This is a genomic window from Ruegeria sp. AF5 (assembly GCF_056541905.1).
On the sequence record NZ_JBQFYZ010000002.1, the window covers coordinates 210,398 to 223,681 of the forward strand.

A 13,284-nucleotide genomic window follows, 5' to 3' on the forward strand; every position below is an offset into this window, starting at 1 on the left:
GAGGCGGCCTTTTTTGCGAGGTCGGTATGGCTTACGCCAGCATGACCATCGGGTTTTCCAGATTGTCGACAATGGCCTTGAGCAGCTCGGCCCCCAGCGCGCCGTCGATGACCCGGTGGTCAACCGACATGGTGACAGACATCACCGTTGCCACGGTCAGCTCGCCATCATCCCCGACAACCGGTTTCTTGACGCCGGTGCCGACGGCCAGAATTCCGGCATGGGGCGGGTTCACGATGGCGTCGAAATTGTCGATGCCGAACATGCCCAGGTTCGAGATGGCAAAGGTGCCGCCCTGATATTCATGCGGAGCCAGCTTGCGCTCGCGTGCGCGGGCGGCAAGGTCTTTCATCTCGGTGGAAAGGGCTGACAAGGATTTCATGTCAGCGTCTTGCAGGACCGGCGTGAACAACCCGCCTTCGATTGCGACGGCAACAGCCACATCTGACGGTTTCAGTTGCAGCACCCGGTCACCTGCCCAGACGGCGTTGCAGGCCGGAACCTGTTGCAGCGCGTTGGCGACGGCCTTGATGATGAAGTCATTGACGCTGAGCTTGACGCCGCGACCTTCCAACTGCTTGTTCAACTGACCACGGAATTTCAGCAGCGCATCAAGCTTGATATCGCGGCGCAGGTAGAAATGCGGAATGGTCTGTTTGGCCTCGCCCAGGCGTGCAGCAATGGTTTTACGCATACCGTCGAGCTTGATTTCCTCGTACGGGCGGCCTTGGTACATCCGCGCGACCATATCCGCCGATGGACCAGACGGAGCTGTTGGGGCAGCTGCGGGCGCGGCGGCGGCGGGAGCAGTGGCAGGAGCCGCTGCCGGCGCGGTGGCAGTTGCGCCTTCGACATCGACCTTGACGATGCGACCATGCGGGCCGGAACCGGAAATCTGTGTCAGGTCGAGACCTTTTTGCGCAGCAATCCGGCGGGCCAGAGGCGAGGCAAAAATCCGACCGCCATCTGCCTTGGCCGGAGCGGCCGGGGCAGGGGCGGGCGCCTCGGGTGCCACTGGCGCGGCAGCCTCGTTGCCCGCGACGGCTGCGGGGGCAGCCGCCGGAGCAGCCGCCGGAGCCGTGCCGATGTCATCGGCGCTTTCGCCGTCTTCCAGCAGAACCGCGATGGCGGTGTTGACCTTGACCCCTTCGGTGCCCTCGGGAATCAGGATCTTGCCGATGGTGCCTTCGTCAACGGCCTCGAATTCCATCGTGGCCTTGTCGGTTTCAATCTCGGCCAGCAGATCACCGGAGGAGACGGTATCGCCTTCCCTGACCAGCCATTTGGCGAGCGTGCCTTCCTCCATGGTCGGGGACAGGGCGGGCATCAGAATTTCTGTAGGCATCTGTCTGTCGCTCCTTACCGGTAGGACACTTGTTTGACGGCGGCGATCACCTCATCCGTGGTGATCAGGGCCAGCTTTTCGAGATTGGCGGCATAGGGCATCGGAACGTCCTTGCCAGTGCAATTGATGACCGGCGCGTCGAGGTAATCAAACGCCTCCTGCATCACGACCGAGCTGATGTAGCTGCCGACAGACCCCTGCGGCCAGCCTTCTTCCACTGTCACCAGACGGTTGGTCTTCATCACCGAGTTGATGATAGCGCCAGTGTCCATCGGGCGGATGGTGCGCAGGTCGATCACTTCGGCGCTGATACCATCTTCGGCTAGCTTGTCGGCGGCTTCCAGCGCGTATTGCATGCCGATGCCAAAGCTGACGATGGTCACGTCCGAGCCCTCGCGCCAGATGCGGGCCTTGCCCAGCGGAATGGTCAGGTCATCCACCTGCGGCACCTCGAAAGAGCGACCGTAGAGGATTTCGTTTTCCAGGAACACAACCGGGTTGGGATCGCGGATGGCCGATTTCAGCAGACCTTTGGCATCAGCGGCTGAATAGGGCATGACGACCTTCAGACCGGGGATCTGCATGTACCACGCGGCATAGTCCTGGCTGTGCTGTGCGGCCACGCGGGCCGCGGCCCCGTTGGGCCCCCGGAACACGATGGGGCAACCCATCTGACCACCGGACATATAGAGCGTTTTGGCCGCAGAGTTGATGATCTGGTCAATCGCCTGCATGGCGAAGTTGAAGGTCATGAATTCGACAATCGGTTTCAGACCGCCAAAGGCCGAACCCACCGCGATACCGGCAAACCCGTGTTCGGTGATCGGGGTGTCGATCACGCGTTTGGAGCCAAATTCATCCAGCAGACCTTGCGAGATTTTATAGGCCCCCTGATATTCAGCGACTTCCTCGCCCATCAGATAGACGTTTTCATCGCCGCGCATTTCCTCGGCCATTGCATCACGCAAGGCTTCGCGCACGGTTTCGGATTTCATTTCAGCATCCGCGGGCCAGTCGGGTGACAGGTCCACCGCTGGAGCCGCGGGGGCTGCTGCGGCAGGAGCCGGGGCCGGGGCTGCTGTGGGGGCGGCCTCGGGCGTTGCTGCGGCTGCGGGGGTTGCCGCGGGCAGGGCAGAGGCGTCTTCGCCTTCTTCGACCAGCACTGCGATAGGGGTGTTCACCTTGACCCCTTCGGTGCCTTCCGCGATCAGGATCTTGCCAACGATGCCTTCATCGACGGCTTCGAACTCCATCGTTGCCTTGTCGGTTTCAATCTCGGCCATGATGTCGCCCGAAGATACGGTATCGCCTTCCTTGACCAGCCATTTGGCCAGCGTGCCCTCTTCCATCGTGGGGGAAAGGGCGGGCATGAGAATTTCGGTTGCCATGTCTTATTCGTCCTCTCAGGCGTAAATGTCAGTCCAGAGCTCTTCGACCGAAGGCTCGGGGCTTTCTTTCGAGAATTCGGCGGCCTGATTGACGATCTCCTTGATTTCCTTGTCGATCGCTTTCAGGTCATCCTCGGTCGCGTGCTTGCCGGTCAGTAGCAACTCGCGCACATGTTCGATCGGGTCGCTTTGTTCGCGGACCTTCTGAACTTCTTCGCGGGTCCGGTACTTGGCCGGGTCGGACATCGAGTGGCCGCGATAGCGGTAGGTCTTGATTTCCAGGATATAGGGGCCTTTGCCCGCGCGGCAGTGCGCGACAGCCTTTTCGCCTGCTTCCTTGACCGCCAGCACATCCATGCCATTGACGATCTCGCCCGGAATGCCGAATGCCTCGCCGCGATGGAAGATGTCCTTGGTCGAGGTCGAGCGGGACTGAGCGGTGCCCATGGCGTACTGGTTGTTCTCGATCACGAAAATCACCGGCAAGCCCCAGATGGCCGCCATGTTGAAGGTCTCATACACCTGACCCTGGTTCGCGGCACCGTCCCCGAAATAGGTGAAGGTGACGCGGCCGTTTTCCTTGTACTTGTCGGCAAATGCCAGCCCCGCGCCCAGCGGAACCTGCGCGCCGACGATACCATGCCCGCCGTAGAAGTGCTTTTCTTTCGAGAACATGTGCATCGAGCCGCCCTTGCCCTTGGACAGGCCACCGATGCGCCCGGTCAGTTCGGCCATAACGCCGCCCGGATCCATGCCGCAGGCCAGCATGTGACCGTGGTCGCGATACGAGGTGATGCGCTTGTCGCCTTCCTCTGCTGCGGCCTCAAGCCCGACAACAACGGCCTCTTGTCCGATATAAAGGTGGCAGAACCCGCCGATCAGGCCCATACCATAAAGCTGACCGGCCTTTTCCTCGAATCGGCGGATCAGCAGCATCTCGCGGTAGTATGTCTGGAGTTCTTCCGCAGAAACATTTGGTTTCTTTGTGGTTTTTCGCGCAGCCATCGTGGCGATCTCCCCCTTTCGGACAGATAGTTTAGCGTTAAACTATCTCATAAAGCATTTGGGGCTTTCTGGCGAGGGTAAATGTGACGCAGCGTTCGCCACGGCGCATCCCGGCCGAAACGCCGGGCCTGAGTTGCCTTTTCTGAATAGGGTATTTGATCAGCGGATCACGATTTCGTCCGACCGGATCATGCCCAGAACCGAGCGCGCCTGCTGGTCCAGCAGGTCCAGATCCAGATAGGTGTCGGACAGACGCCGTGTCAGGTTTTCCATCTCGGCGATTTCGACATTCAGTTTTTCCAGACGGCGTGACAGAGCGTCCCGTTCCGCCGCAATTTCGACCCGCCGAAACAGGCCGTAATCCCCCTGAACGGCGGCAAAGGTGAAATACACACCCAGCATGAAAGCCACCGAGAAGAAGAGAACTGCACCCAAACCGGGCCGATGGGAACGGGACACTCTGTTTACCGCCGTATGAAAACTTGCCTCAATAACGGGCTCTTTCCGAGCCTCTGATCGCACTATGTCACAGGCGATTCGGGTTGTGAATCCCCTGATTCGGTTTTTTCATCAGTATTTCGTGTGTGTCCCGGTTAAAGCTCAGCGCCAGGACTGAAGCTGCTGATTTCTTGCACGCGTCTGCTCTTTCATACAGGTCCAGTAGAACATGGGCGCAGCGCTGCCGCCGCCGGACAGTTCCTTGTCGCAGGTGGCGTCCCGCGCCTTTAGCCACGCACGTTGTTCATCCAGAAGGGCATCGCCGTTGCCACGTGCATCAGCGACCGGCTTGATCTGTTTCCACAACCGGTTGAGGTCGCGGTCAACGGCTTCCCATTGTTCCTTGGCACAGAAATTTGCATCAAGCTGTGTCTGGCCACCGCAACTGGATTGTGCTGTTGCAGGCCACGGCATTGCGAGAAGGATGAGCAGGTATAATGACCTCATGACATAATCCCCCGTTCAAATAGGGGATAATACCATGAACCGTGACAAGCGGCCAAATGCGATCAGTGCCGCTTATTGTTCCAGCGCAGCGACACCGGGCAGGGTTTTGCCTTCCATCCATTCAAGGAACGCACCGCCTGCGGTCGAGATATAGGTGAAATCCTTGGCTGCCCCCGACGCATTCAGCGCCGCAACCGTGTCACCGCCACCCGCGACCGAGATCAGCTGACCCGACCGGCTGAGGGCTGCGGCTTTCAGGGCCGCGGCATTGGTGGCCGCGTCGAACGGCTCCAGCTCGAACGCGCCCAGCGGGCCGTTCCAGATCAGGGTCTGGCTTTTGTCGAAAATCGCGGTAATCGCGGCGACGCTTTCAGGGCCCGCGTCCAGGATCATGCCATCCTCGGGGCACTGGTCGGCTGGCAGAACCTTGTGGGGTGCGTTGGCTTCGAATTTCTCGGCCACCACAATGTCACGCGGCAGGACGATCTGGCAGCCCGAGCTTTCGGCTTTGGCCAGAATTTCGGCTGCGGTGTCCTTCATTGCGGTTTCAGCCAGTGATTTGCCAACGCTGATGCCTTGGGCGACAAGGAATGTGTTCGCCATGCCACCACCGATCACCAGATAATCGACCTTGTCGATCAGATTGCCCAGCAGTTCCAGCTTGGTCGAGACCTTGGCGCCGCCGACAACCGCCGTTACCGGGCGCTTGGGCGCACCCAGCGCGCTTTCCAGCGCCTGCAACTCGGCCTGCATCAGACGGCCCGCACAGGCGGGCAGCAGACGGGCGATGGCCTCGGTCGAGCTGTGGGCGCGGTGCGCGGCTGAAAACGCATCGTTGCAATAGACATCCCCCAGCTTGGCCATGCCAGCGGCCAGATCGGCGTCGTTCTTGGTTTCGGCCGCGTGAAAGCGCGTGTTTTCGAGCAGCAGGACCTGACCGGGTTGCAAGGCTCCGGCGGCCAGTTCCGCCTCGGCCCCGACGCAATCGGCGGCAAACAGAACCTTGGCACCAAAAGCGCTTTCCAAAGTCGGGACCAGTTGTTTCAGTGACAGGCTTTCACGCCGTTCGCCACCAGGACGGCCAAAATGGGCCAGAAGGATCGGTTTGCCGCCAGCGGCCAGAATATCGCGCACCGAGGGGACGATCCTTTGGATACGGGTGGCGTCGGTCACAACACCGTCAACCACGGGCACGTTGATATCCACACGCACCAGCACGCGTTTGCCGTTCAGGTCCATATCGTCCAGTGTTTTCCAGCCCATTGTGCGATCCTTGTCGTTGGCAACCGATTTAGGCGGTTCTTTTCCTGCATTTTGCCCTCAGGTCAATGCGTCACTTGGCATTCGCACGCGTGCGTCATAGGTATTTGCGCAAGATAAACGACAGGAGGGCCTCATGGCCGAGATCAAAGACCCCGAAAACACAATCATCATCGAGCTGAAAGGCGGCAATGTCGTCATCGAGCTGCTGCCGGATGTAGCGCCTTTGCACAGTGCGCGGATGAAGGAACTGGCCCGTGGCGGTGAATATGACAACGTGGCGTTTCACCGTGTGATCGACGGTTTCATGGCGCAAACCGGCGACGTGCAGCATGGTGATATGGAAGACGGGTTCAACCTGCGCATGGCGGGCACCGGCGGTTCGTCGCTGCCGAATGTTCCGGCAGAATTTTCCAAGCTGCCCCATGATCGCGGCACGCTGGGCGCGGCGCGCTCGCAGAACCCGGATTCGGCCAATTCGCAGTTCTTCATCAACTTCAAGGACAATCACTTCCTGAACGGTCAGTACACGGTCTATGGCCGGGTCATCGACGGTATGGAGCATGTGGACGCCATCGTACGCGGTGAGCCGCCTGCAAGCCCAGACCGCATGATCAGCGTCAAGGTGGCCGCAGATGCATAAACTGGCTGCGGCTTTTGCCTTGCTGGCAAGCCCGGCGCTGGCCAGCGGTTTGCAGATCGAGGTCGAAGGGGAAGGGGCCAATGGCACAATCTCGATCGACCTGTTCGAAGATGTGGCACCCCAGCATGTGGAACAGATCACCGCTCTGGCTGCTGACGGTCAGTATGACGGCGTCGTGTTTCATCGCGTAATCGATGGCTTCATGGCGCAAACCGGCGACGTGCAATACGGCAACTCGGGCGCGGACGGCTTCGACATGCGCTATGCCGGGCGCGGCGGGTCGGATCGCGCGGATCTGCCGGCCGAGTTCTCGGACGTGAGTTTTGACAGGGGTGTTGTCGGCATGGCCCGGTCCAGCGATCCGGATTCGGCCAATTCGCAGTTCTTCATCATGTTCGCCCCCGGCCCGTTTCTGGACGGCCAGTATACCGTGGTTGGTCAGGTGACCGACGGTATGGATGTGGTCGACGCGATCAAGCGGGGCGATGGCCAGAACGGTGCGATCATCGGTGCACCGGATGTGATGAAAAAAGTTACCGTTACCGAATAAGATGATTTAGCCCGGCTCAAGCGCCGGGCTTTTTCTTTGGCCTATTGATCGATGAAATCGCGGATGGCACGGGTATAGGCACCGGGATCCTGAAAAGATGCGAAGTGGCTGACATCATCCAGAACAAGCAACTTGGCGCCCGGAATCGCGTCAGCAATTGCTTGTGAATGCGCCATCAGAATGGCCTCGTCATGTGCGCTTTGAACCACAAGTGTCGGGACGGTGATCGATGACAGCGCCTCAAGCCCACCGGGTTTTTCGGTGCCCCACATGGCGGCCACCCCACCAAGGAATGCCTCGAACCCGTCAGGAGTCGGGGACATGGCCGCATAATCTTGCGCCATCATGCCCACATAAGTGCCAAACACCTCGTTGGTTTCCACCGAAGGATCGATCCCGTCCAGTGTGACATTGCCTGCATGGGCAAAGTGACTGACCAGCCGATCCGGGTTGGTGGTCGAGATTGAATACCCGATATTTGCCCCGTCGGACCAGCCGACCAGATGCACCTGATCGACACCCAGATGATCCAGCAGCGCCAGATAATCCTGCGACAACAACGCGTAGGAATAGGGGCTGCCATCGTTTGTGGATCGTCCGTGCCCGCGCGTATCCGCCACGATTACCCTGTGGTCCTGGGACAGGTCGGCAACCTGCGCGGCCCAAACATCGCCATGGGCAAGCCCGCCGTGGATCATCAGAACCGGGGTGCCGCCCACATCGCCATATGTGGCGTAATACATGTTGATGCCGTTGATCTCTGCCGTGCCCGCTTCGGTGGCGGCGGGCATCTGGGGGGCTTGCGGAATGCTCAGCCATTTGTCTTCGGCCCAGCCTGCCGTCGCGGCGCAGCTTAGGAAAAGTGCTGTGGTGAATGTCTTCATTGTATCCTCCCGTTGAACCAAAGGCCGTAACCAAGCCAGATTTGACGGAAGGATACCGTGTTTTTCAGTAAACGGGATAATTACCTTTCCCGCGCGGATCAGTCATCCGAGGACATTGCCTTCCAGATCAAAGCGCCGATTGCGCCGCCAATCAGGGGGGCCACCCAGAACAGCCAGAGCTGAGCCAAAGCAGGGCCGTCGGCAAACAGGGCAACGCCGGTCGAGCGCGCCGGGTTGACGGAGGTATTTGTCACCGGGATTGAGATCAGGTGGATCAGGGTCAGCGCCAGACCGATGGCAATCGGAGCGAACCCTGCAGGTGCCTTGTCCGACGTCGCGCCCAGAATGATCAGAATGAAGAAAGCCGTCATCACGATTTCGATGATCAAAGCCGACATCAACGAATATCCCTGTGGCGAGGCCTCACCATACCCGTTTGACGCGAACCCACCGACACCAGCGAAATCGGGTGCGCCACTGACGATCAGGTACAGAACCACTGCGGCGGCAATTGCGCCAATGACCTGTGCAACCCAATAGGGCAGAAGGTCTTTGGCCGGAAACCGTCCTCCAATCATCAGACCCAAACTGACGGCCGGGTTGAAATGCCCGCCCGAGATTGGGCCGACCGTGTAAGCCATCGTCAAAACGGTAAGGCCAAAGGCAAAGGAAACACCAAGCCAGCCGATGCCGACATCTGCCACACCAGCCGCCAGAACGGCACTGCCGCAGCCCCCCAGAACCAACCAGAACGTGCCGAAGAACTCGGCAAGTAGTTTCGATGACATAGAAAATCCTCCGCCCAATAATGAGGTTAACCGTAATTCAAGAATTAGCTTATGTTAAATTGTTGCGAACGGGGAATTTTTTTCGACGCTTCCTCAATCGGGTCAGAACGGACCGCTGTGCCATTGAGCGGGATCAAGATGAAAAAGCTTTGACAGCTGTTCATAGATTGCCGGGTCAGAGGATTTCAGTGCATGTGGACGTTCAAAGAACACTTCGACCGAAACGGCAAAGAATTCTTCGTGACCTTCCGCGCCGTAGGGATCGATCACTGTAGGTTTTCCGTTTTCCACGGCAAGAACATGTGTCTTGTAACCGTTCAGAAAGGCGGTTTCCCATTCGCCAAAACTTTGTCCATTGCTGAGCACGGGAACACCATTGGTTGCGCCCGAGAGGTCATCAAGCTGGTGCGCGAACTCGTGAAAGACGACGTTCCGGCCATCGTGATCATTCAGGGCTCCGCGCTGGCTGTGGGCCCAGGACAGGATCACGGGGCCGCGGTTCCAGCTTTCCCCGCTGCGGATGATTTCCTGTTCGGTGACGACATAGCCACTGTGGCGACGCTGTTTTGACTTGAAGGCACCGGGGTAAACCAGAATGGTCGTCAGGTTGTCATACCACTGGTCCGTATTCACCACGAGCAGACAGGCTTGCGCGGCAATCGACACCTGCATGTCTTCGGTGACGTCCAGCCCGTCGCAGCCGACGAAATCGACCTGATCAAGAAACAGGTTGATCTTTCCTTCCAGCGCCCCGCGCAGGTCTTTGGGCAGTTTCCGGATAATTGGTACCTGAGCGTTCACAATATCGCGCTGGTGCCGGGACAGCGACGTGGCCAGCAAGGTCAGGCGGGATTGTCTTTTCGACCAGAAGTGAAAGGCCGCAACGCCAGCGATCAGCGCGACAACCGTCAGAAAAAGCAACATGGATCGACTGTAGCGCGATCAGAAAGGGACGAAAACGGGAATCCCGACCCCAAACGGTCACGCAAAAGAAAAGACGCCACGGGTTGCCCCACGGCGTCCTGACAAGAAATGCAGTCTGCTTACTGTTTGACTTCTGCCGCCGGGTTCGATCCGGCTTTGGCACTGCGGCCAGGGTTGAGGGGGTCGTCCTGACGCTGAACCGAGCCTTCGAAATGCGCGCCGCTTTCGATGGCAATGGTCTTGTGGATGATGTCGCCTTCGACCCGGGCCGTCGATGTCAGGCGAACCTTGAGACCACGCACGCGGCCAACGATGCGACCGTTGATCACAACGTCATCTGCGGTGACTTCGCCCTTGATCGTTGCCGATTCACCAATGGTCAGCAGATGGGCGCGGATGTCGCCTTCGACAGTGCCTTCCACCTGAATGTCACCGCTGGTCTTGATGTTGCCGGTGATGTGCAGATCCGAGGACAGGACCGAGGCCGGCGGCTTGGGCTTGGGTGCCATTGCAGGTTTCGCGTCAGCCGGAGCAGGGGCCGCTGGGGTCGCCGGAGCGGCAGGTTTGGCCGCCTCAGGTGCTTTGGGTGCGGGCTCGTTGATTTTGCTTTTAGAAAACATTTTTCGCAGCCTTGATGTAAGTCATTGGGTTTACGGGATTTCCGTTCACGCGCACCTCATAGTGCAGATGCGTGCCGGTGGACCGTCCGGTGCTACCCATATCAGCAATATGATCCCCGCGCGAGACCCTTTGGCCGACCTTTACGTTGATCTTGGTGTTATGAGCATAAAGTGTCTCAATTCCGAACGCGTGCTTGATCTTCACAAGGCGTCCGAAGCCTGATTGCCAGCCGGCATGCGTGACCACACCATCAGCGGTCGCGAATATATCGGTGCCTTGCGGTCCCGCAAAATCGACACCGTTATGCTGCCGACGACCACCGGACTTGGGGTCACGCCGGTTGCCGTAGCCACTGGTGAAACGCACGGCAGAATGTACGGGATTGGCGAAGGGGGCCTTTTCCGCAGCAATCCGGTACAGGTTCAGCTGATCCATCTGGCGCAGCAACGTGTTTGCGCGGACTTCTTCGGGCGAAAGCTCGTCTTCTTCGCCGCGTGTGCTAAGGGATAAAGGGGTCAGCGGACCGCCCATACCGCTATATCCGCGCCGGACCTCTTCGATGATGCGATCGGTGGGCATTCCGGCCTGACGGAACATCTTGTCCAGAGGTTCGACCGAGATGACCATCGCCTCTTCCAGCTGGCGGAAGATTTCGTCGCTGCGTTCCTGCATCAGACGGATTTCAAGTTCCAGATCGTCCCGCTGTTCCAGCGCGTCCTGCGCGTTGGAGGCGATCAGATCGCGTTCTTTGGCCGTCCTCGCCAAGGCGTCGGTCATGAAGGCCATCTGTACCGGGGCGCTGGAAACCGCGGCATACATATCAGAGCCGCTGGTGTCCTGTTTCAATTGGGCCAGCTCTGAGCGCGCCTCTTCGCGCTGTTTCATCGTGGCGCGCAATGTCGTCTGGATAACTTCGATACCTGTCTCAAGCTCGCGGCGACGGTTTTCCGAGGCCAGCAGTTCCGACTGCATCGCGGAAATCTGGTCCAGCGCGGCATTGAACCGGTCCTGAGCGGCCAGTGCTTCATGTGCGCGGGAATCGCGTTCTGCCGACAGGGTGTTCAGGCGTTCCTGATAGATGGCCTGATCGCGCTTTGCCTGTTCCCGGAAATTCCCGGCCCCGATGCTGTCCATCAACAGTATGGCTGTCGCAACCGCTGTCCATCCGACCATGACGGCAACTCCGGCCACTGCGACCACCTGAGTTTCCGAACTGAGCCGGATAAACCTTGTGTCCTTGTCGGATTTCAGAAAGACCCGGCGTTCCGGGAAATGCCTCTCAAGCAGTGAGTGCAGTTTTATTGTCAGACGTGTTCGCACGCGCCCTACCTTTCATCCCCAAGATCGGAACCGGTCGTGAGTGCCTGCCGTCCCTTGCGCCGATTGCATAAAGCGGCAGGGGCGTTCGGGCAAGTTTGTTGACCAATCAAGTGCAAATGGCGCTGATATCCCGCAAAGATCGGCGAGATTTTGCCGAATATTACGCAGAAGTGTCAGTTCGAGAGGTCTCCGGGCGCGGGCAGGTCTTCGGTCAGGGGCCAGTAGAAATCGGGGGGCAACCCGGCTTCGGCCCGTTTTTCTTCGTTGAAGGGCGGTTTGAGAACACCGTGGAAATACCGTCGGACCAGAGCGTGAAACACGTCCTTGGGGTCGGCGTTTTCGCGGCCGCACAGGAAGTGGAACCATTTTGAGCCGTAAGCGACGTGGCCGACCTCTTCGGCATAGATTACCTCGAGCGCGGCGATGGCCTGCTCGGCCTTGGCTTTGCGGAATATCTCGATCATGCCGGGGGTCACATCCAGCCCACGCGCCTCAAGCACCATGGGAACAACGGCCAGCCGTCCCATCAGGTCGTCTGCGGTGTCCTCGGCCGCGCGCCACATGCCTGCATGGGCGGGCAGGGCGCCATAGTGGCTGCCCATCTGTTCCAGGCAATCGCAGACCATCTCGAAATGGCGCGATTCTTCTTCGGCGCATTTCACCCAGTCATCGTAGAACCCGATGGGCATGGGTACATGGCCAAAGCGCGCGATGATGTCCCAGTGCAGATCGACAGCGTTCAGCTCGATATGGGCAACCGCGTGTAGCAGGGCAATGCGCCCGGCCTCGGTACCTGGTTTCCGTTTGGGTACCTCACGCGGGGACAACAGCGCGGGCTTGTCCGGGCGCGCGGGGGACAGGGGCGGTGATGCGGTGCCGATCTCGATGGGTTCACCCTCGGCCTTGCGGGAGGCAAACCACGCGGCGGCATGGGCTTTGGACAGGGCGGTTTTGGCCCGCCCGTCCGCTGTTGTCAGAACCTCTGTCGCCATCTGTGTCAGTGTTTTGGGCACCGGGTCGCTCCGCCTTTGGCATGTCAGCGCGGGTGATAGACCGGATGGCGCGGCAGGTCGAGGGGGGCTTAGATCGCCTTCACCGCTTCCAGCACCTCATCCACATGGCCGGGCACCTTGACCTTGCGCCAGACCTTGGCAATGCGTCCTTCGCTATCAATGACAAAGGTTGATCGCTCGATCCCCATCGATTTCCGGCCATACATGTTCTTTTCAACCCATACGCCATAGTCCTCGCAGACGGTCGAGCCTTCGTCCGACAACAGCGGAGTGGTCAGCCCGTGTTTGGCGACAAACTTGTCATGCTTGGCGACGCTGTCCCGCGAAATGCCGAAAACGTGAGCCCCTGCATCGGTAAACGCCTGAAGCTGCTCTGAGAAACCGATGGATTCCTTGGTGCAGCCCGGCGTATCATCACGGGGATAGAAGAACAAAACCACGGTGCCACCGCGCAACGCCGAAAGCGTCACCTCGCCACCGCCGTCGCGCGGCAAAGTGAAGTCGGGGGCGATGTCTGAAACGTCGGGCATTGGAAACTCCGCTAAAGGTTTTTAAAGGCTGCCCATCATCATAGGGCAACGCGTGCGGGTTGGAAGGC

Annotated in this window: 15 protein-coding genes; 2 read left to right on the top strand and 13 right to left on the bottom strand. The window is 59.3% G+C overall.

What is annotated here, in order from left to right:
• Positions 1–31: 31 nt before the first annotated feature.
• The 6 genes from ACR0DS_RS04550 to ACR0DS_RS04575 form a co-directional block, all read right to left on the bottom strand.
• A complete protein-coding gene (locus tag ACR0DS_RS04550; protein WP_480558160.1) occupies positions 32–1,345 on the bottom strand; it encodes a pyruvate dehydrogenase complex dihydrolipoamide acetyltransferase in 1,314 nt (437 codons plus the stop codon).
• 14 nt (positions 1,346–1,359) lie between these two features.
• Positions 1,360–2,733 carry a pyruvate dehydrogenase complex E1 component subunit beta gene (locus ACR0DS_RS04555; protein WP_480558158.1) on the bottom strand — a complete coding sequence of 458 codons (1,374 nt, stop codon included), beginning with the start codon at positions 2,731–2,733 and terminating at the stop codon, positions 1,360–1,362.
• A 15-nt stretch (positions 2,734–2,748) separates the two neighbouring features.
• On the bottom strand, positions 2,749–3,738 hold the full coding sequence (gene pdhA / locus ACR0DS_RS04560) for a pyruvate dehydrogenase (acetyl-transferring) E1 component subunit alpha (RefSeq protein ID WP_209503593.1): 990 nt from the start codon (positions 3,736–3,738) through the stop codon (positions 2,749–2,751).
• Positions 3,739–3,897: 159 nt separating this feature from the next.
• Positions 3,898–4,197: an FtsB family cell division protein gene (locus ACR0DS_RS04565; protein ID WP_480558156.1), complete on the bottom strand. Its 300-nt coding sequence runs from the start codon at positions 4,195–4,197 to the stop codon at positions 3,898–3,900.
• Positions 4,198–4,338: 141 nt separating this feature from the next.
• Positions 4,339–4,683 (bottom strand): lysozyme inhibitor LprI family protein, encoded by a 345-nt coding sequence (locus tag ACR0DS_RS04570; RefSeq protein ID WP_480558154.1) that lies wholly within the window; start codon positions 4,681–4,683, stop codon positions 4,339–4,341.
• Positions 4,684–4,755: 72 nt separating this feature from the next.
• Complete coding sequence (locus ACR0DS_RS04575; RefSeq protein ID WP_480558152.1) at positions 4,756–5,946, bottom strand: phosphoglycerate kinase; 1,191 nt, start codon at positions 5,944–5,946, stop codon at positions 4,756–4,758.
• Positions 5,947–6,079: 133 nt separating this feature from the next.
• Here ACR0DS_RS04575 and ACR0DS_RS04580 point away from each other — a divergent pair, with 133 nt between their 5' ends.
• Together ACR0DS_RS04580 and ACR0DS_RS04585 are read left to right on the top strand one after the other, a co-directional pair.
• Positions 6,080–6,586 carry a peptidylprolyl isomerase gene (locus ACR0DS_RS04580; RefSeq protein ID WP_209503601.1) on the top strand — a complete coding sequence of 169 codons (507 nt, stop codon included), beginning with the start codon at positions 6,080–6,082 and terminating at the stop codon, positions 6,584–6,586.
• Positions 6,579–7,136 carry a peptidylprolyl isomerase gene (locus ACR0DS_RS04585; RefSeq protein ID WP_480480435.1) on the top strand — a complete coding sequence of 186 codons (558 nt, stop codon included), beginning with the start codon at positions 6,579–6,581 and terminating at the stop codon, positions 7,134–7,136. Before ACR0DS_RS04580 ends, ACR0DS_RS04585 begins: the two co-directional genes overlap by 8 nt.
• Positions 7,137–7,177: 41 nt before the next feature.
• Here the strand turns inward: ACR0DS_RS04585 and ACR0DS_RS04590 are convergent, their stop codons facing one another.
• The 7 genes from ACR0DS_RS04590 to ACR0DS_RS04620 form a co-directional block, all read right to left on the bottom strand.
• A complete protein-coding gene (locus tag ACR0DS_RS04590) occupies positions 7,178–8,020 on the bottom strand; it encodes an alpha/beta fold hydrolase (protein WP_480558150.1) in 843 nt (280 codons plus the stop codon).
• Between the two features lie 98 nt (positions 8,021–8,118).
• Positions 8,119–8,808, bottom strand: coding sequence for an aquaporin Z (aqpZ, locus tag ACR0DS_RS04595; RefSeq protein ID WP_209503607.1), 690 nt, complete (start codon positions 8,806–8,808; stop codon positions 8,119–8,121).
• Between the two features lie 102 nt (positions 8,809–8,910).
• On the bottom strand, positions 8,911–9,732 hold the full coding sequence (locus ACR0DS_RS04600) for a M90 family metallopeptidase (RefSeq protein WP_480558148.1): 822 nt from the start codon (positions 9,730–9,732) through the stop codon (positions 8,911–8,913).
• Between the two features lie 119 nt (positions 9,733–9,851).
• A complete protein-coding gene (locus ACR0DS_RS04605) occupies positions 9,852–10,352 on the bottom strand; it encodes a bactofilin family protein (RefSeq protein ID WP_209596778.1) in 501 nt (166 codons plus the stop codon).
• On the bottom strand, positions 10,342–11,673 hold the full coding sequence (locus ACR0DS_RS04610) for a DUF5930 domain-containing protein (RefSeq protein WP_209503613.1): 1,332 nt from the start codon (positions 11,671–11,673) through the stop codon (positions 10,342–10,344). The genes ACR0DS_RS04605 and ACR0DS_RS04610 overlap by 11 nt, the downstream gene beginning before the upstream one ends.
• Before the next feature lie 173 nt (positions 11,674–11,846).
• On the bottom strand, positions 11,847–12,665 hold the full coding sequence (locus tag ACR0DS_RS04615; RefSeq protein WP_209597550.1) for a ferritin-like domain-containing protein: 819 nt from the start codon (positions 12,663–12,665) through the stop codon (positions 11,847–11,849).
• A gap of 89 nt (positions 12,666–12,754) precedes the next feature.
• Positions 12,755–13,216, bottom strand: coding sequence for a peroxiredoxin (locus ACR0DS_RS04620; protein ID WP_209503615.1), 462 nt, complete (start codon positions 13,214–13,216; stop codon positions 12,755–12,757).
• Positions 13,217–13,284 lie beyond the last annotated feature (68 nt).

What these genes read in the sequence shown, in the direction of transcription:
- ACR0DS_RS04600 (WP_480558148.1), bottom strand. Translation starts at nt 9,732, where the DNA reads ATGTTGCTTTTTCTGACGGTTGTCGCGCTGATCGCTGGCGTTGCGGCC.
- ACR0DS_RS04575 (WP_480558152.1), bottom strand. Translation starts at nt 5,946, where the DNA reads ATGGGCTGGAAAACACTGGACGATATGGACCTGAACGGCAAACGCGTG.
- ACR0DS_RS04570 (WP_480558154.1), bottom strand. Translation starts at nt 4,683, where the DNA reads ATGAGGTCATTATACCTGCTCATCCTTCTCGCAATGCCGTGGCCTGCA.
- ACR0DS_RS04590 (WP_480558150.1), bottom strand. Translation starts at nt 8,020, where the DNA reads ATGAAGACATTCACCACAGCACTTTTCCTAAGCTGCGCCGCGACGGCA.
- ACR0DS_RS04585 (WP_480480435.1), top strand. Translation starts at nt 6,579, where the DNA reads ATGCATAAACTGGCTGCGGCTTTTGCCTTGCTGGCAAGCCCGGCGCTG.
- ACR0DS_RS04620 (WP_209503615.1), bottom strand. Translation starts at nt 13,216, where the DNA reads ATGCCCGACGTTTCAGACATCGCCCCCGACTTCACTTTGCCGCGCGAC.
- ACR0DS_RS04550 (WP_480558160.1), bottom strand. Translation starts at nt 1,345, where the DNA reads ATGCCTACAGAAATTCTGATGCCCGCCCTGTCCCCGACCATGGAGGAA.
- ACR0DS_RS04615 (WP_209597550.1), bottom strand. Translation starts at nt 12,665, where the DNA reads ATGGCGACAGAGGTTCTGACAACAGCGGACGGGCGGGCCAAAACCGCC.
- pdhA (WP_209503593.1), bottom strand. Translation starts at nt 3,738, where the DNA reads ATGGCTGCGCGAAAAACCACAAAGAAACCAAATGTTTCTGCGGAAGAA.
- ACR0DS_RS04555 (WP_480558158.1), bottom strand. Translation starts at nt 2,733, where the DNA reads ATGGCAACCGAAATTCTCATGCCCGCCCTTTCCCCCACGATGGAAGAG.
- aqpZ (WP_209503607.1), bottom strand. Translation starts at nt 8,808, where the DNA reads ATGTCATCGAAACTACTTGCCGAGTTCTTCGGCACGTTCTGGTTGGTT.
- ACR0DS_RS04605 (WP_209596778.1), bottom strand. Translation starts at nt 10,352, where the DNA reads ATGTTTTCTAAAAGCAAAATCAACGAGCCCGCACCCAAAGCACCTGAG.
- ACR0DS_RS04580 (WP_209503601.1), top strand. Translation starts at nt 6,080, where the DNA reads ATGGCCGAGATCAAAGACCCCGAAAACACAATCATCATCGAGCTGAAA.